Below are 17,925 nucleotides of genomic sequence, written 5' to 3' on the forward strand. Positions count from 1 at the left end.
TCGACATGAAAACACCTTTAGCCGGGCTTTGGAATCAACTCTTGATTTCATTGACCCAAAAACCGATTTTCAGAACACTACCTGTCCTTTCCAGCTGCCTGATGCTACTGTTTTTTTTGAGCAACACCACTACCCTCTCCGCACAAGAACAGTACGCGACGAACATTACACCTACCCAACGCCAACTGTCGATCAAACTTCCTTTCGCCAGAGTCGCCCAAAGCATTAAAGTAGATGTATACAACAATCTGGTAGTCACCGAAGGCGACATCATCCTTGGTCCATTGGTTAGTTTTGAAGGCGACAATGCAGTGGCTATCGACGGTGCTCAGTACCGCTGGCCAAACTCGGTGATCCCCTATTACATCACCCCCGGGCACCCCCAAACCGCAGCCATCAATTGGGCCATCAATCATGTCAACAGCACAACCAACATCTGTCTGGTGCCCCGCACCAATCAAGGCGATTACATTCGTTTTGTGTCGGGATCGGGCTGCGCTTCTTATGTAGGCCGCCAAGGTGGAATGCAAGACATCGTGATTGGAAGCTGCTCACAAGGTAGCATTGCCCACGAAATTTGTCACGCTGCCGGACTTTGGCACGAGCATTCCCGCGCCGACCGCGACAATTTCATCACCGTCAACTGGGCAAACATCACCGCAGGCAAGGAACACAACTTCAACAAACATGTAGCAGACGGTACCGACATTGGCACCTACGACTACGGCTCGATTATGCACTACGGCACCCATGGTTTTTCCAAAAACGGACAACCTACCATTTCGATCCGCAAACCTCCAGGCACCAACGCTACTACCATTGGCCAGCGCAATGCACTAAGCCCCAAAGACGTCGCAGCGCTGAACAATCTGTACGCTCCTGGTCCTTGTAAATCGACCAATTGTGGCGCGGAAGATTGTTTGACTTTCAATCCAGCTAGTCTTACAGTTGTTCAAAGCGGTAGCATTTGGAAAGTCGTCAGTGGCAACAGTTCCATGTTTGCTGCACCCAACAAAGCTGAAGCCGAGCGCATTGTTCAACTGTGCAAACACCTGGGTTTCAACCGCAGTTGTTATGTAGGTCGCCCCGATCCTTCGTTCCAGTACAGTTTGGTCAATGGCGCAGCATCCAATGCACCTATGTTGGCGGGTGAAGATTGCCTTAGCTTCAATCCGGCCAATCTACAAATCCAGACCATCGGTGGGCGGGTCAAAATTACGGATGGCAACAGCATCCTCTTTGACTTTGGCACTTCGATGGCGGAAGCTCAAATGGCACTGTGTTTGATCAAAAAATACAAGTTTACCAAAACTTGCTATGTTGGTCGTCCTGATGCATCCTTCCAATACATGCGCAAATGATGACTCGAATGGTTCAATGCCTCGTATTAATGGTTATGGCAACCACGTTTTTTCAATGCGCTGAAAACGCCGCAAAAACGAGCAGCAAAACGCCTGAAAAAACCGAAACCATGACCGTGCAACACTACAAAGTGCCTTGTCAGGGCGAATCTGTCCAACTCTGTTATTTGGTCAAAACACAAGGCCAGGCTGACTGGGAATATTGGTACGATGAAATCCAAGGCTTTGAGTACGAATGGGGCTATGTTTACACCCTGGAGGTCAACAAAACCACCATCGAAAATCCACCGCAGGATGGATCTTCCATTGCCATAAAATTGGTAAAGGTGCTGAAAAAGGAGGCTGTAGCCGGGAGTTTTGAATTGCCCTTGAATATGGAAGGTACTGTGCTTTTGGAAAACAGCTCTGGGGAATGGACTTATTTCCAGCAGATTCCAGTACTTGTTTCTGCAGCCTTGGCGACCAAGCTGGACAAGGCTCAAACGGGTGTATTCCAGCATGGAGATAAAAAACAAACTTTGACGCTCTTGAGTGTCAAATGATGCAGACGCGATATTTTTAGATGCTGCCTTCAACGTTTCGTGGTGTTGAGGGCAGTTTTTTTCTGCGCGCTATACCTGTGGCGCCTCTTTGGTGCCTTAGGTTTCTTAGGTGGTGAAATTGTCCTATTGTTTCTTTTCACCATCTAAGAAACTTAAGGCACTAAAGAAACACCTCAGGTACTTCGCAATAGAACAATTATTTCTCCACTACAATCCCCGCATAATCCGTCAAACGGCTCACTTTGAAACTCACATATCCTTCCTGGTAGACAAAAGGGATGGGCCTCTCCTCCCCCAATTTCCAAACTTTCCGTGGCCGATAAGTCACCTTAATTTTGACCTCAGTATCGTAAACAGGTAGCGGTTCAAAATACGTATTCCCACTAAAACCCGTCAGGTTGATCAAGTGCAAGATATGCCCAGCCGAACGAAAAGGTGTAGCAATGGTCACCTCTGCCGTATTCGGCATGTATTCATTCAGGATCATTTCTACCCGGGGATGGGCATTCGTGACGATCTCTTGGTCAAGAGCGGGATACAACTGCTTCAAAATATCCAGCACCAGGTACTTGTGCTGTTCGTACCCCGTTTGGTAATAAATGCGGCCAATGTTGATGGGCATCAAGGCATTGGTGCTCTTGCCGTTTTGGTGCAAGTTCGCTGCAAAATAATTGAGCGGATCGTGGCCACCGATCATTTCGGGTGGGCCGGGGCGGCCTTTGTCCAAAATGGGTAGTAACGACTTGTCGCCCCGATCAAATTGGTACAGCCCCAGGTTGTACTTAAAATGCACCATACTTTGCCCGACGAAATGGGTGAAGATTTTAGGATCATTGGGTTGTAAATAATTGCCCTCCCCATCGTTGAGATCCTTTACAATAGTCGCCCCAAACAAGGTTTTTAAAGCCGCCGGAGCATCAAATAGGCTGCGATTGCTGGCAAAAAGCGATACACCCGCCTGCGAAAGCTCCTGCAAAACCGCTAAATCCTGCGCAGCCAAATATTGAATATCGGGTAAAATCAAAACCTTGTATTGACTCAGTTTTGCTTTAAGCCGGGCCAAATGGTTGTCCTGGATGATGTCGAAAGGGATATGCGCTTCCTTCAACATCATCTGGATGCCCCGATACTCCTCCATTGGCAAACCACCTGGCCAATAACCCGGGGCGACCACTGCAACTTTGGCCACCGAGGCGTAATTACCAAAATAGGGTTCCCATTTTTTCTGAAAAGCATATATCTTTTTCATCACCGCAAAATTCCGCTGGTCTTCGTACTCCCGCAGGTCACCCATCAGGCTTACGTCGGTACCGGAGCCGTTGGCCAGGTTTTCCCAGAGGCGGATGCCTACCTCTTCGGGTTCAGCCGCATTGAAGCGACTGCGGAAAGAGATTTGTTGGATGCTGGCATTGCTGACAATTTTATCGGGAAAGGTTTGTTCGATGTGGTTGGTATTGTCACTGCCCGTGTAAGGCCAATAAGGCAATCCGTGGGTCTGGCTTTCGTGGCGAATGATGTCGACATAGTCTTCGAGATAAGTGCAGATGGCCACTTTCTTTTTGCGGCCCTTGACCAATTCATGGAGTCTTTTGGACCACAGGCTAATGCTTTCCTTTTTAAATTCCTCGTATTTTCTAAAAACGGGGTCGTTTTTGTCTTCTTTCAGGGGCAAGTCCAGGCCTCCGCTCCATTTTTTAAAAGCAGCCTTGTCGTATTCGTTTTGGTCGATGCCTTCGTAGGTGTTTTCGTAGGAATTGCGGGTTTGGTAGCCGGGCATGTTGAGGAAGATTCCATCCACATCAAAGTTGTCGAGCACTTCAGCAACGATGTCAAAGGCTTTTTCCTGCACATAGGGCGCATTGATGCTCACGACGTATTTATCGGTATTGACAATTCTTTTGCCAGTAGGTGATAGATAAAACCAGTCGGGATGCTTTTGGAAAATGCTTACATCGGCTCGGCTAAAGTCGAAACGTACAATTACCCTTATCCCGTGATCGTGGCAACGTTGAACGATCCGCCCCAGGTCGCCTGGCCTCATGTAGGGATTGAGGTAGTGAAAGTCCAGCTTGCTTTCGTAAAATGCCATGATCCCTCCCGCATTGATGATAAGGGCATTGGCCGAAAAGTTGCGCAGGTCTTTGACGATGCTATCTGCGTCTAGTTTGGCGGCTTCGTAGGCGGGTAGGTTCATTTGGATGAGCCGCAGGTTGTTGCGTTTCCACCATTCGGACTGGTCGCTGGGCAGAATTGGTTTTTGCGCCCAAAGGCTGGAAAAGCAGAGAAGGCAGCAGAAGGACAGGCTGAACTTATTCATGTGGTGTGGCTAATGTTGTTTGTTTGTAGATGGAATAAAACTAAGGTGAATCTAAAGTGCCTTTGGTTTCTTAGGTGGTGAAAAATGTTTTGAAAATATAAAGTTACTCACAACACCCTCCCCAAAGCCCGTAAACTCTCCACATTGTGCAGCGGCGCAAACAGATCCACGTACGGCAGCGACACCTGCATGCCCCGCACCTCAGGCGCATAACCAGGCCGACCCGCCAGTGGATTCAGCCAAATCACCCGCTCGGCCTTTTTGCCAATTTTGCGCATACTTTCCTCCAGCACTTCGATATCGCCCGTATCACACCCGTCGCTGAGAATAAGCACCGTGCTATGGCCGTGCAACAAACGGCTGTATTGCTGATAAAACTGCTCAAAGGAAGCCCCGATGCGGGTCCCTCCCGACCAGCCGGGGACGGTCTCACTCAGTTCGTTCAGCACCTGGCGGTAATTACTTTGGCGTAAAACCTTGGTAATGCGTTGCAGGCTGGTGGAAAAAACAAAGGTCTCCACCCGTTGGCCCAGTTGCTGAAAAGCATACACGAACTGGATCAAAAACTGGCTGTACAAGTCCATCGACTTGCTTACATCACAAAGCAGGATGAGTTGGTTCTTTTGTTGTTTGGGGCGAAAACGGGCCAATTCGATCAGCTCTCCTCCCCTACGCAGGTTTTTGCGCATGGTCGTACGCAGGTCGAGCATACTGGCGGAGCGGGCGCGTTCTTTGCGGCGACTGTATTGACGCGCCATGCGCCGGGCAATTTGCAGGATCAGTTTGTTGATTTCCTGCAATTCCTCGGCACTGAACATAGAAAAGTCCTTGCGCCCCAGGGATTCGCCAGCACTGTACACCGCCAATTCGATGTTGTCCTGGGCAGGTTTGCCGTTGAGCCAACTTTTCAGGGCTTGCAGGGAAGGAGGTTGTTGGCGGGTGCCGGGTTTGCGCGGCTGCTTGTCCTCGGCGATTTTGGAATCAACCGCTTTTTCCAGCTCCTTCCAATATTGAGGAAAAATTTGATCAAAAAGTTCCTGCTCGCGTTGCGTGCGGGCCAGAGTGGCGCGCAGGGTATATTGAAACAATTGTGGGTCGTGAAAGGGTTCAACGATGTCTAGCGCAGCCAACATTGCACTTGATTCCTGGGGGCCAATGGTGAAACCTTTCTGGCGCAGGTAGCGGCAAAAGGCCAGGAGGTTGGCGCTGAGGGTGGTGTGGCGTTGCAAGAGCGTGTTGGACATAAGCTAAAATAGAAAACGGCTGAATCAAGTCTTTTCAACTTCATCCAGCCGTTTTTGGTTCTTTCCTGAATACCTGAATAGTGGGTCAAAATGAACGCTTGTTTTTTCTCGCCCCTAATTTATTGTTTGCTGATCCTCTTGGTGGTGATGACTTTGTCTTTATCACCGATGATCCGCACCAGGTAAATCCCTCTGGGTAGGTCTCCAACGTACATTTTTTTGTCGGCTGCAATGTCATCGAAGATTTTCATCTGGCGGCCTGCCAGGTTGAAAACCATCACTTTTTGCACACCTTGAACGTCAGTTAAACCAATGTGACTGGTAGTTGGATTGGGGTAAACCTCAATGATGACACCTCGGTCTGCCTCTGCTGATGCATACCAATTGCCAGTCTTAGCGCTTGTTTGTCCTATCGCTTTCGGGATTATGAAAAGTACCAGGGTTAATAAGAGTAAGAAGTGCTTCATGCAATAGTATTTTAGGACAAAATTTTAACACTTTAAAAATACGTTGAGTTCAAGTATTATGCAAACCTAATTTAGGTATTTGCATTTTTTTAACTTTTGGATGATAAAAAGGTTGAGAAGTTGAGGGGTTCAGAAGTTTAGGCTTCCGCAGCGTTTTTGACGAAAACCATGTCTAAGTCACTGCGGAAGCCTAAACTTCTCAACTTCTCAACTCCTCAACTTTTTCCTATTCTTCCTCCTTCGCCAGTGCTTCCTCGAACAGCTCCACAAAAGCCTCCAGGCTCACACTGCCCTTATCCCCTTCGCCTTGGCGACGTACTGCTACTGCGCCAGCCTCCATTTCCTTCTCACCAACGATGAGCATATAAGGTATACGTTTTAATTCGGTATCCCGGATTTTGCGACCGATGGTTTCGCTGCGGTCGTCGATGTAACCCCGAATGTCGTGAGCGGCCAGTTTCTCTTCGATTTCTTTGCAGTAGTCTACAAATTTATCGCTGATTGGCAGCAGTGCATATTGCTCGGGCATGAGCCAAAGCGGGAATTTACCCGCCGTATTTTCAATCAAAATACTGATGAAGCGCTCCATCGACCCAAAAGGTGCGCGGTGGATCATCACCGGGCGGTGGGTTTTGTTGTCGGCGCCTACGTATTCCAGTTCAAAACGTTCGGGCAGGTTGTAATCCACCTGAATGGTACCCAATTGCCACTGGCGGCCAATGGCGTCGCGCACCATGAAGTCCAGCTTCGGGCCGTAGAAGGCAGCTTCGCCCAACTCCATGGTGGTTTTTAGGCCTACCTCACGGGTTGCTTCGATGATGGCGTTTTCGGCGTTGCGCCAGTTTTCGTCCGTTCCGAGGTATTTCTCGGGTGTATTGGGGTCGCGCAGGGAGATTTGAGCCGTGAACTCCTTAAAGCCCATTTTGTACAAAACCGTCCGGGTCAGATCCAATACATTCAGGAACTCATCCTTTACCTGATCTTCGGTACAAAAGATGTGGGCATCGTCTTGAGTGAAGCCACGTACCCGCGACAAACCGTGCAACTCGCCTGTTTGTTCGTAGCGATACACCGTGCCAAACTCGGCAATACGCATCGGCAGATCGCGGTAAGAGTGGGGACGGTGCGCATAAATCTCGCAGTGGTGAGGGCAGTTCATCGGCTTGAGCAGGAACTCCTCCCCTTCCCTTGGCGTGTGGATGGGTTGGAAACTATCCTTGCCGTACTTGGCGTAGTGCCCGGAAGTGACGTACAATTCCTTGCGGCCAATGTGGGGGGTAGTGACCAGTTTGTAGCCCCGCTTTTCTTGCTCAGTGCGCAGGAAGTTCATCAAACGGTCGCGCAGGGCGTTGCCCTTGGGTAGCCAAATGGGCAAACCCGCCCCTACGCGCTCGGAAAACATAAAAAGTTCTAGTTCCTGCCCCAACTTGCGGTGATCGCGTTTGCGGGCTTCTTCCAGCATCACGAGGTGCTCTTGCAGGTCTTTTTGTTTGGGGAAAGCAACCCCATAAATGCGCTGCAACTGCTGGCGCGTCTCATCACCCTGCCAATAAGCACCCGCTACGTTGGTCAATTTTACAGCCTTGATGAATCCGGTATCCGGAATATGTGGCCCGCGGCAAAGGTCCACGAAGTTGCCTTGCGTATACAGCGTGAGGGCTTCGTCGGCACCGCGTTTTTCAATCAGTTCAATTTTGTACTCGTCTCCTTTCTCCTGGAAAAACTTCAGGGCTTCATCGCGGGTAATGTCTCTGCGGATGTAGCCATTCTTCTGCCGGGCCAGTTCGAGCATTTTCTCCTCGATCTTGGGCAGGTCGTCCAGCGAGATCTGTTTGCCACCGGGATCAACATCGTAGTAAAAACCATTCTCGGTAGCCGGGCCCGTACCAAATTTGATGCCAGGGAACAGGGCCTCCAATGCCTCGGCCATCAAGTGGGCGGAGGAGTGCCAGAATGTGGTTTTTCCGTCTTTATCATCCCAGGTGAGCAGCGTCAAGGTCGCGTCGGTGGGGATCGGACGGGTGGCATCCCACACTTCGCCGTTTACTTTTGCCGAAAGAACCTTCTGGGCCAAGCCCTCGCTGATGGAACGGGCTACTTCAAGCGCCGTTGTTCCTGGTTCGTACTCCCGAACCTTACCATCTGGGAAAGTAATGTTAATCATGGTTTAAGATTTATTTCGCTATAATAGTTGGGCAAAAATAAGTGCTCATTTTTCTTAAGCCAAAGGATTAGATAAGGCACTTGGAATGAATCGTTTCCTTATCTAATCCTTTGGCAAAATGAGCACTTATTTTTTTATCACCCCATAGCGGCTGCAAAAATAGGCAGGATTAGCAGGTTTTTTTAGGATTGGGGAAAAAAGTTTAGAAGCTTGAGCTATATCTGCGCTTCGGCTTCGCTCAGCGACCGATATAGCTCAAGCTTCTAAACTTTTTTCCTATTTTCGCTCCCAAATCAAGGATACAATCATGGCAAAAAGGAAACACCAGCCTAGCTCCAAATCTGTTCCTGCTTCTGGCAGTGCCAATAAACCAAACTCCAAAACTGCTAAAGCCGTTCCAATGGAGGCCAAATCTTCCACGGGTACTGCCGGACTGATCATCGCCGCATTGGCTTTTTTCCTCTACGCCCCTTCTCTCCGCTATGGTTATGTGCTGGACGACCAGATGATGTACGTCAACAACCAGTACGTGCAGGAAGGTTTTGCCGGAATTGGCAAAATCCTGAGTACGGAGTCCTTTGCCGGCTTTTTTGGCGAGCAAAAAAACCTACTGGTGGGTGGTCGTTACCGGCCCTTGTCCATCGTCACTTTTGCCATCGAAAAGGGTTTGTTTGGGCAAAATGCGGCCTTGAGCCATTTTGTCAACTTGCTGCTTTACGCCCTATTGGGTTGGTTGACCTACCGCACCCTGCGCCGGGTTTTTCCGCCGCAGGAAAAAGGCAGCTGGTGGTTCAGCCTGGCTGGTTTAGCTACCTTATTGTATGTATTGCATCCCATCCACAGTGAAGCGGTAGCCAATGTCAAAGGGCGCGACGAAATTATGGCTGCCCTGGGAGCCATGGGTGCCTTGTACGCCAGTTGGCGCTACGCACAAGCGGGCGAGATGCGCTGGAACATCATTGCCGCCGTGGTTTTTTTCCTGGGCTTGTTGTCCAAAGAAAATGCCTTGACGTTTATTGCGGTGATTCCATTGGCCATCTACTATTTTGGTTCGGCCAGCAAGCGGCATTTGCTGATCAATACGGGAACCCTGGCCCTGACCGGGGTGTTGTATGTGGCCTTGCGTTACGCCATCGTCGGGCAGTTGTTGGGCGGACCTGAAACCGACCCAAACCCGATGAACGACCCTTTTGTCAATCTTTCTTCGAGCAATAAATACGCAACCATTTTTCTGACCCTGGGCTGGTACCTCAAACTCCTGGTTTTTCCCCACCCACTTACCCACGACTACTATCCTTATCATGTGCCCGTGGTTGGTTTTGACGATTGGCGGGCTTCGTTGGGACTGGCGTTGCATGTAGCGTTGGCGGGAGTGGCCATTTGGGGGCTTTGGAAAAAAAATGTCCCCACTTTTGCGGCGGCCTTTTATTTGATCACCTTATCTATAGTATCAAATTTGCCCTTTACCGTGGGGGCTTTTATGAATGAGCGTTTTGTGTTTTTGCCCTCTCTGGGATTCAGCTTGTTTTGCGCCTGGTTGATTGTGGCGTTTTTGCCAAAAAAATTAGGGCTCAGTGCAGGGCAAAGTTACCCACTGGGGCTGGGGCTGATTGCGGTGCTTTCTTTAGGTTATGCCCTCAAAACCTTCACCCGCTTGCCCGATTGGAAAGATGAAACGACCCTTAATGAGGCTGCGTATAAAATCTCTACGGGAAGTGCCCGCGCCAAACTCTTCCATGCCGTAGCCATCTTCCGCAATGAGTACGCTCAGTTGCCGACCAATGAACTCAAAAAGGCCAAGCTGAATGAAATGATCCCAATGGTAGCCGAGGCGACCCGCATTTTACCAGAGTACAAAGCGGCCTGGGGCTTTATGGCCGGGCTGGCCGGTGAGCGCTACAAAATTGACCTGCAACTCCAACCGATGCTGGATGTGTTTGCCCAAGCTGCGGTGTACGATCCTAATTCGCAGTCGATTCATGACTTTATGAAATACGTCAAACCAAGTAGTGGGGCGGTGCCTCAGGCAATCGCTGATTTTGCGTATCAAGTTGGTTATGTACACTTTGCGCAGCAAAAGCGGGATATGGAACATGCGCGGCAGTATTTGCAATATGGAGTAGGAACGGAAGGGGTTGATCCGAGAATTGAGAAGGCCTTAAAAAATCTGAGGTGACTCTTTAGTGCCTTAGGTTTCTTAGGTGGTGAAAGAATATCCTGCTACGCAGGTTTTTTCCTTTTTCACCACCTAAGAAACCTAAGGCACCAAAGAGTCACCCAAGATTGGGACTCATCAACATAGTGTCACCTTAAAAATAGAAGCGCAAACCAACCCCACCGCCCAAATCACCATCGGTGTATTCAAGCACCTGCAACCTTGGCGTAATCTGCCCAAAAAGTTCGAAGCGGTCAAAAAATACGTTCAAACCGAAGTTACCACTGATGCCCGCACCAATGTAATCCTCGTAGCGGCCACGCTCATAGAAGGAGATGAATGCCCCCGGGCCATAAAAGAAGTTGACATTGCCGGAACCGCCCACCGGTTTGTGGTACAAGGCATGGACGTTGACAAACAAATAATCATTCAAGTCCCAGGCCGCTAGAATATCGACCGAAGCCTTTCTGCCATTGTAAAACTTCAGGGTCAAACCACTCGGGTCGCCCACCTGTAAACCAATGCCAACACTGCCACTGGATACCTGCGCCTGCACAAAAACAGGGCTCAGTCCGAACAGGACGAAGGGTAAAACGAATAGAATTTTTTTCATTTGATTAAAATTTGGGTGTTACTAGAAGGGAGCAAAATATTCAGCTCAATGGGGGAAATCAGTTGTGAAACGTATAAAATAATCCGGTAAGTGTACGTTGGTGGGCAAAAAAAAGGCCGACTACTTCAGGTAGTCGGCAATGATATTGGGTACTCTAACTCTAAACAAATCTGGGTCAAGCCGTTGGCCAAGGCCAGGACTCGGTGACGCTCTTGCCAATCATAGGCTTCCAGTTTTTCTTTGGATTGGCCTTGATTTCGCGCGCCAGTTCAATCTGCCGAGGCGACAACACCTCTTCTGGCGACTTGCCACCAGCCAAAAGGCTATTGGCACGCGCCGCTTGCAACTCCGTCATCGGCAGATAACGATAATGACTTTGATAAAGGTAATATTTACTTTCGGGATCGGGGCGATAAGTGGAAGGATTTTTCACTTTGCCTTTTCCCAAGACCTTTTCTACTTTAGCTTGCTCCTGCGCATCGGCGGTAAAAACGCCATCGGCACATTTCACTTTGCTGCCCGATTCAATCAGGTTTTCAAAAGAAAGCAAGCGGGGATTGTACTCCACGGTTACTACTTCGCGGCCAGCCATAAATCCAGCTTCGGTCGCTACTACTCCCGGGATTTTCCCCAGTTCTTTTTCACCGATCCAAAAACAGTACATCGATAAAGTCGCCGTTTTGGTGCCCAGCTCCCTGCTTTGGAATTCTTCCCGCAACAAAGCTAAGTAAGTGGGTACCACCAGATTGCTTTTTTCCAGGGCCACCAACATCGCATTCAATACCGCCAGGGGCGTGTAATTTCCTGAAACCCGTTCAGCCAGGTTCTTTTTGCTGGCATCCACAATGCGCACCACCGGATTGTTCCAGGCAGGTTCATTGTACAACTTGAGTACTTCGGCGTCTTTGCCACCTTTGTTGTTGTAAATCGCAACAGGGATGAACAGGGATTCGATGGCTTCAGCAATAAGTGGATGGCTCAGTACTTCAGCGCCATAACGTTGGCAAGTGCTGCATCCGGGCACTTCCTGAAAGAGCAAAAACACTGGCTTTTGTTCTTTTTTGGCCCGCGCCAAGCCTTGTTCAAAATCACGCACCCACGCAACTTTGCCCAACTCCGCCGGAGTTTGGGTGCCCTGGGAGAGGGCGACACTGGAGAAGCCCAGCATCAAGATGAGTATTATTTTGGTGCGTCTGAACATACAAGCGATCAAATTGTGACTGCAAAATGGAACTATTATGCCACTTGAAATGTAGCGGTGGAGACAGTTTGTAAATAGTTTTCACGAAACTGTACATTTGTTTCAATTCACTTCAACTTATGGAAAACATTTCGGTCACTCGTGACAATTACCTCATTACCACGGACAAAGCGCATTTGAACCTGCATGCCGTGCACCAGTATTTGTCCAAAGAATCGTATTGGAGCCGCGGAATTCCCTTCGAAACGGTAAAAAAAGCGGCAGCGCACTCGCTCACATTTATCGTCCTCTGTGGCGAGGAACAGGTGGGGTATGCCCGCATCATTTCCGACTATGCCATCTTTGCCTACCTTGGTGATGTTTATATTCTGGATGCTCATCGAGGCAAAGGTTTGTCCAAATGGTTGATGGAAACCATCATGGGGCACCCCCAGTTGCAAGGGCTGCGGCGCTGGATCCTGGCTACCAGTGATGCGCATGGTTTGTACGCTCAGTATGGCTGGAAACCAGTGGCCAATCCGGCGATTTGGATGGAGGTACACAATCCGGATGTTTATAAAATGACGAATTTTTCGAATGACGAATGACGAATACGGGGCTGCCCAATATTCGTCATTCGTCATTCGAAAAACTCGTCATTCAAAATACCTAATCATGTTACTTGAAACCTTACAAACTTTATACAAACGAGACCTTGAGCGCCTCAGCCAGGAAATTGGCCTGTACCAAAACGAGGCCAATATCTGGATCGTTGATGGCAACATCAGCAACTCGGCAGGAAACCTCTGCCTGCACCTGGTGGGCAATTTGAACACCTACATCGGCGGGGAACTGGGCAAAACGGGGTACATCCGCGATCGAGACCTGGAGTTTTCACAAAAAAACGTCCCCCAGGCCGAACTCATCCAGATGGTCGAAAACACCCGCAAAGTGGTGGCCGAGGCCTTGAGCAAGGTCACTCCCGAACAACTAGAAGCGGATTACCCGCAGGAAGTGTTCGGCGGAAAAATGTCGACCCAGTTCTTCTTGGTGCATTTGGTCGCGCATTTGTCGTATCATTTGGGGCAGATCAATTATCATCGGAGGTTGTTGGATTGAGGGGTTTTTCGAATTTTTCGAATGATGAATGACGAATTTGGGGTTACCCAAGATTCGTCATTCATCATTCGAAAAATTCGTCAATTCTCTGAATTTGCCCTGGTCAAATCCCGTCAAAAGTGCCTTGACTACCCTTCCCCATCTCCCTACCTTGCTCACCAGTATCTTAGCACTGCTTTTTCAAAAATACACACCAGACCATGAGCGAGAAGATCATCAAATTTGATTACGAAGGCCAGCACATCAGCTTCGAATTTGCCGATGGCAATAAGATGATCAATGCCACGGAAATGGCGAAACCTTTTAAGGGTAAAATGGTAGCGGATTTCCTGAGGCTGAAAAATACGCGAGAATACATTGAACTCATCGAGGAGCGATATGGGAATTCCCACATCGCTCCTCGATGAGAGGTGTTGCGGGTTGTTCTGGATTGCACTTAGCAAGAAAAACCCCGAAGGGGTGACAGGATTATAGCAAAAGATAACCGGTTAATTTATAAAAGAGAAACCCCGAAGGGGTGGTATTCTTCTTTTGCATGCCACCTTAAAATAAAATAATGCCACCCCTTCGGGGTTTTTCTAGGAACGGCACAGGCATTGATTCTATAATCCTGTCACCCCTTTGGGGTTTCTCGGTATAGAATGTCTATAATTATTTTAACCGGTTCACAAAAACAGTAACGAATGGCTGGAACCTATACTCAAATCTACATCCAATATGTTTTTGCAGTAAAAGGCAGGCAAAATTTGCTGCAGAAACCCTGGCGAGAAGAGGTATTCAAATACATGGCGGGCGTCATCAAAAATAAAAACCAGAAGTCGATCATTGTAAATGGTGTGGCGGATCATGTCCATGTTTTTGTTGGCCTCAAGCCATCCATGTCGGTTTCCAATTTGATCCGCGATGTCAAAAACAACAGTAGTGATTTCATCAATGACCAGCAATTCCTCCCGTATGAATTTTCCTGGCAAGACGGCTATGGCGCATTCTCCTACGCCCATTCCCAAATGGATGCGGTGTATAAGTACATTTTGAATCAGGAAAAACACCATCGCAAAAAAACATTCAAGGAAGAATACCTGGAGTTTTTGCAAAAATTCGAAGTCGAATACAACGAAAAATACCTTTTTGATTGGTTGGAATGACAAAATTAAACCCCGAAGGGGTGACATGATTATAGAAATTGGTGAATGCCAGGTCGTTATCCAAGAGAAACCCCGAAGGGGTGGTATTATTCTTTTGCGTGTCGTCTTAAAATAATACCACCCCTTCGGGGTTTCTCTTGGAAGAATGTGGACATTAAACCTTTGCTATAATCATGTCACCCCTTCGGGGTTTATCTTTGGAAAACGAACTGGCATTCATCCATTTCTATAATCCTGTCACCCCTTCGGGGTTGAAATCAGTGCTCAATTTAGAACCAATCGACACTAGCCTATAAGGCTCAGTGCCTCTCGCGATTCGTTATTCCTCGCTCGAAAAATTCCTCACTCCACCAGCGCCGGAATCCCCTGCTTCTTAAACTCCTCGTTGTACCCCTGAATCTCCTTCTTCAGGTTCTGGAGTCCTTGCTGCTGTTTGGCCCATTCCGCGCTCAAGTCTGCAAAACGATCGCGGTTGCCCTGGGTGATGCGCGGATCGTGTACATCTACCCTACCCCGTACGGTGAAAAGTTCGGCGCTGAGTTTGCTGGGCCAGTTGATCACGTCCTGGCCGTTTTTGGTACGTGGCTCCACCAGTTCACTTTCCAGGTCGTTGATTTTTTTGACCAGGTCCTGGCCTTTTTTCAGCAAATCGGCGGCGGCTTTATTGTCTTTTAGCACTTCATTGTAGGCGTCCAGTTGTTTGCGGACTTTGCGCAATTGGAGTACCGACTGGTGAATGGCGTTGATTTGTTCGGCCAATTTTTGCAACATGCTTTGCTGGGCCTGCCAATCGGCGGGGCTTACATTGATGCGGGGATCGGGCAAGACCTCGACACTTTGTTCCAGTACCTGCCCGCGGTGGCTCAGGCGGATTTTGTAGCTGCCCGGAGCAACCCGATGTCCGCGATAATCGCCATAAATGAACACGCCCGGCACATCGACCAGGCCATCGGTGCGGAAATCCCAGGCGAAACGGTTCACACCAGTGGCGGCGGGCAAAACGGGTTCTGGAGCCGGGCCACCGGGATAACGCTTGTAGTTTTCGTCTTTTTTGTTGCTGAATTTGCGGATCACCTTGCCACTTGCGTCCAGAATCTCCACCCGCAGCGTATTGGTGTCGGCTTTTTCCTTGAGGTAATAATCAAAAATGACGCCTTCAGCCGGGTTCATACCCACGCCCGGGGAGCCTTCACCGGAGAGGTAGGAAGAACCTCCACTGTAGCGGCGGGTAGCCTGGGGTTTGAACAGCTGAACCGTTGCGGTTCCGACCACACCCTTAGCCTGTTGGAAAGTGCCCAGGTCGTCAAAAATCCAGAAGGCCCGGCCAGCAGTAGCGGCTACCAGGTCGTTGTTGCGGATTTGTAAGTCGGTGACCGGCACAATCGGTAAATTGAGCTGCAAACGGTTCCACTGCATGCCGCCATCGGTGGAGAGGTAAAAGCCCCGTTCCGCTCCGGCGTAGAGCAAGCCCTTGGTTACTTTGTCTTCCCGAATGACTTTGATGAAATCATCCGCATCGATGCCCGTGGCAATTTTCACCCAGCTTTTGCCGTAGTCGGTGGTTTTGTAGGTATAGGAAACAAAGTCGTTGAATTTGTAACGCGTGCCACAGATGTAGGCAGTACCCGGGTCGTGTGGAGAAACCTCGATGGACTGGATCAAACATTCAGCCAGGTCTTTGGGGGTAATGTTGGTCCAGGTGCGGCCGTCGTCGCGGCTCACGTGTACGAGGCCACAGTCCGAGCCGGTGTAAATCACCCCTTTTTCCAAACTGGATTCGATCAGGTAATAAATGGTGTTGTAGTTTTCGCCACCAGCGCCTTCGTTGGTGAAAGGCCCACCGCCGACTTCCTGCTTGGTGCTGTCGTTGCGGGTGAGGTCGGGGCTGATTTTTTCCCAACTGATTCCGCCATCGCGGGTGCGCAGCACCACGTTGCCAGTGTGGTAAATCACTTTGGGGTCGTGTGGCGAGCTGACAATCGGAGCATTCCAGTTGAAGCGGTACTTCATCTTCTTGGGCGGATTGGCCAGGTTGAGCGCGGAATAGGCCATGACGTCCTTGCTCTCGTTGGTGCGGGTATCCAGGGCCTCGATGATGCCTTGATAGCAGCCACCCAATAAGACTTGTGGGTTGTTTTGGTCAAAAGCGACAAAAGCGCTTTCACAACCCGGGCCGATGAACCAATCGGTGACGCCGATATCCGAGCCATTGTTGCGGCTGGAAATGACTACCGAAGTGTTGTCTTGTTGCCCGCCATACACCCGGTAAGGGAAAAGATTGTCGGTGTTGACGCGGTAAAACTGGGCAGTGGGCTGATTGCCCTGGGTGGACCAGGTGCGGCCAGCATTGAAGGAAATTTCTCCTCCGCCATCGTCACCCAGAATCATGTTTTGGTTGTTCCTCGGGTTGATCCACAGGTCGTGGGTATCGCCGTGGCCGACCCGGAGGGTACTGAAGGTGCGGCCACCATCAATTGAACGGGTCATGGGCGCGTTGAGCACGTAAACCACATCTGCGTTGACAGGGTCAGCGAATACCTCCATGTAATACCAGGAACGGGAGTTGATGTTTTGGTCGGAGCTCAGCAAGGTCCAGGATTCACCGCCATTGTCGGAGCGGTATAGCCCCGACTTGGTTTTTTCCGCTTCCACAATGGCGAAAACCCGATTGGGGTTGACGGGGGAAACAGAGATGCCCATTTTACCCAGGTCTTTGGGCAAACCTTCGTTGATTTTTTTCCAGCTTTCGCCCCCATCGGTCGACTTCCAGAGGCTGGAGCCCGGGCCACCACTTTCAACCTTCCAGGGCGTGCGGCGGTGTTGCCAGGTGGCTGCGTACAAAATGCGGGGGTTGGTATGATCCATACTCAGGCTGGAGGCACCGGAGTTGTCGTCAACGAAGAGGACTTTTTTCCAGGTAGTGCCACCATCAGTAGATTTATAAATGCCACGATCGGGGCTGGGGCCGTGCAAAGCGCCTTGAGCAGCCACGTACACTACATCCGGGTTTTGCGGGTGGATGACGACGTCGGAGATGTGGCGCGTTTTTTCCAAACCGATGTTTTTCCAGGTTTTACCTGCATCGACGGATTTGTATACCCCGTCGCCGTAGGTAGTCATCACCCCACGCACGGCGTGCTCGCCCATCCCGACGTAAATCACATTGGGATCAGATTCTGCAACGGCGATATCGCCTACGGTGCTGGATTTGAATTGGCCGTCCGAGATATTGGCCCAGTTCAGTCCGCCGTCTTCGGTTTTCCAGATTCCGCCGCCGGTGTAACCACAATAATAAAGGTTGTCGTTGCCGATCACCCCACTCACCGCGTTGGAGCGACCGCCCCGGAATGGGCCAATGTTGCGCCAGCGCAGTCCGGCGAAGTTTTTGGCATCAAAAGTATTGGTAACGACTGGTGCAGGAGCTGCGGCTGGGGGCGTAGTTTTCTTTTTTTGCCCCCAAAGGTTGATGCTGAGTAAAAGTAAACCCAGCAAGGAGAAATGGTACAGTTTTTTCATCTTTTCGGTCAGTTGTGTAGAGCCTGACCAAATATAGGTAAGGGAAATCAAATAGAGGTACATTTCGGCAGGACTCTTTTTGATTTCCGTTCCTGAGCTAAA

The 17,925-nt window shown here is 49.7% G+C and carries 14 protein-coding genes; 7 read left to right on the forward strand and 7 right to left on the reverse strand.

Annotation, left to right across the window (positions count from 1 at the left end):
• Positions 1-5 precede the first annotated feature (5 nt).
• Positions 6-1,361 carry a M12 family metallopeptidase gene (locus ACO08K_RS02200; RefSeq protein ID WP_421794753.1) on the forward strand — a complete coding sequence of 452 codons (1,356 nt, stop codon included), beginning with the start codon at positions 6-8 and terminating at the stop codon, positions 1,359-1,361.
• 35 nt (positions 1,362-1,396) lie between these two features.
• The gene (locus ACO08K_RS02205; RefSeq protein ID WP_421794754.1) at positions 1,397-1,903 is read left to right on the forward strand and encodes a DUF4377 domain-containing protein; all 507 of its coding nucleotides are present in this window, start codon (positions 1,397-1,399) and stop codon (positions 1,901-1,903) included.
• Between the two features lie 196 nt (positions 1,904-2,099).
• On the opposite strand, the gene ACO08K_RS02210 is transcribed toward ACO08K_RS02205, so the two are convergent.
• The 4 genes from ACO08K_RS02210 to thrS form a co-directional block, all read right to left on the reverse strand.
• Positions 2,100-4,220 (reverse strand): alpha-amylase family protein, encoded by a 2,121-nt coding sequence (locus ACO08K_RS02210; protein WP_421794755.1) that lies wholly within the window; start codon positions 4,218-4,220, stop codon positions 2,100-2,102.
• Between the two features lie 107 nt (positions 4,221-4,327).
• On the reverse strand, positions 4,328-5,464 hold the full coding sequence (locus ACO08K_RS02215) for a vWA domain-containing protein (RefSeq protein WP_421794756.1): 1,137 nt from the start codon (positions 5,462-5,464) through the stop codon (positions 4,328-4,330).
• Between the two features lie 119 nt (positions 5,465-5,583).
• Positions 5,584-5,931 (reverse strand): T9SS type A sorting domain-containing protein, encoded by a 348-nt coding sequence (locus ACO08K_RS02220; protein ID WP_421794757.1) that lies wholly within the window; start codon positions 5,929-5,931, stop codon positions 5,584-5,586.
• A gap of 226 nt (positions 5,932-6,157) precedes the next feature.
• Entirely contained in the window at positions 6,158-8,095 is a 1,938-nt protein-coding gene (thrS, locus tag ACO08K_RS02225; RefSeq protein WP_421794758.1) for a threonine--tRNA ligase, read from the reverse strand.
• A 307-nt stretch (positions 8,096-8,402) separates the two neighbouring features.
• On the opposite strand from thrS, the gene ACO08K_RS02230 reads away from it, so the two are divergent.
• Positions 8,403-10,271, forward strand: coding sequence for a glycosyltransferase family 39 protein (locus ACO08K_RS02230; protein WP_421794759.1), 1,869 nt, complete (start codon positions 8,403-8,405; stop codon positions 10,269-10,271).
• A gap of 133 nt (positions 10,272-10,404) precedes the next feature.
• Here the strand turns inward: ACO08K_RS02230 and ACO08K_RS02235 are convergent, their stop codons facing one another.
• Together ACO08K_RS02235 and ACO08K_RS02240 are read right to left on the reverse strand one after the other, a co-directional pair.
• A complete protein-coding gene (locus tag ACO08K_RS02235; RefSeq protein ID WP_421794760.1) occupies positions 10,405-10,863 on the reverse strand; it encodes a hypothetical protein in 459 nt (152 codons plus the stop codon).
• A gap of 175 nt (positions 10,864-11,038) precedes the next feature.
• Positions 11,039-12,064, reverse strand: coding sequence for a VPGUxxT family thioredoxin-like (seleno)protein, type 2 (locus ACO08K_RS02240; protein ID WP_421794761.1), 1,026 nt, complete (start codon positions 12,062-12,064; stop codon positions 11,039-11,041).
• 119 nt (positions 12,065-12,183) lie between these two features.
• Between ACO08K_RS02240 and ACO08K_RS02245 the strand changes: the two genes are divergently transcribed.
• From ACO08K_RS02245 to tnpA, 4 genes are all read left to right on the forward strand, one after another.
• Positions 12,184-12,651 (forward strand): GNAT family N-acetyltransferase, encoded by a 468-nt coding sequence (locus ACO08K_RS02245; RefSeq protein WP_421794762.1) that lies wholly within the window; start codon positions 12,184-12,186, stop codon positions 12,649-12,651.
• A gap of 67 nt (positions 12,652-12,718) precedes the next feature.
• Positions 12,719-13,162, forward strand: coding sequence for a DinB family protein (locus ACO08K_RS02250; RefSeq protein ID WP_421794763.1), 444 nt, complete (start codon positions 12,719-12,721; stop codon positions 13,160-13,162).
• Positions 13,163-13,362: 200 nt separating this feature from the next.
• A complete protein-coding gene (locus tag ACO08K_RS02255; RefSeq protein ID WP_421794764.1) occupies positions 13,363-13,569 on the forward strand; it encodes a KilA-N domain-containing protein in 207 nt (68 codons plus the stop codon).
• Positions 13,570-13,845: 276 nt separating this feature from the next.
• On the forward strand, positions 13,846-14,307 hold the full coding sequence (tnpA, locus tag ACO08K_RS02260) for an IS200/IS605 family transposase (protein ID WP_421794765.1): 462 nt from the start codon (positions 13,846-13,848) through the stop codon (positions 14,305-14,307).
• Between the two features lie 342 nt (positions 14,308-14,649).
• Here tnpA and ACO08K_RS02265 read toward each other — a convergent pair whose 3' ends face one another.
• Positions 14,650-17,823, reverse strand: a complete 3,174-nt coding sequence (locus tag ACO08K_RS02265) for a VPS10 domain-containing protein (protein ID WP_421794766.1) — start codon at positions 17,821-17,823, stop codon at positions 14,650-14,652.
• Positions 17,824-17,925: the final 102 nt, after the last annotated feature.

Origin of the sequence: Haliscomenobacter sp. (assembly GCF_965225875.1) — a bacterium.
Lineage (GTDB): Bacteria > Bacteroidota > Bacteroidia > Chitinophagales > Saprospiraceae > Haliscomenobacter.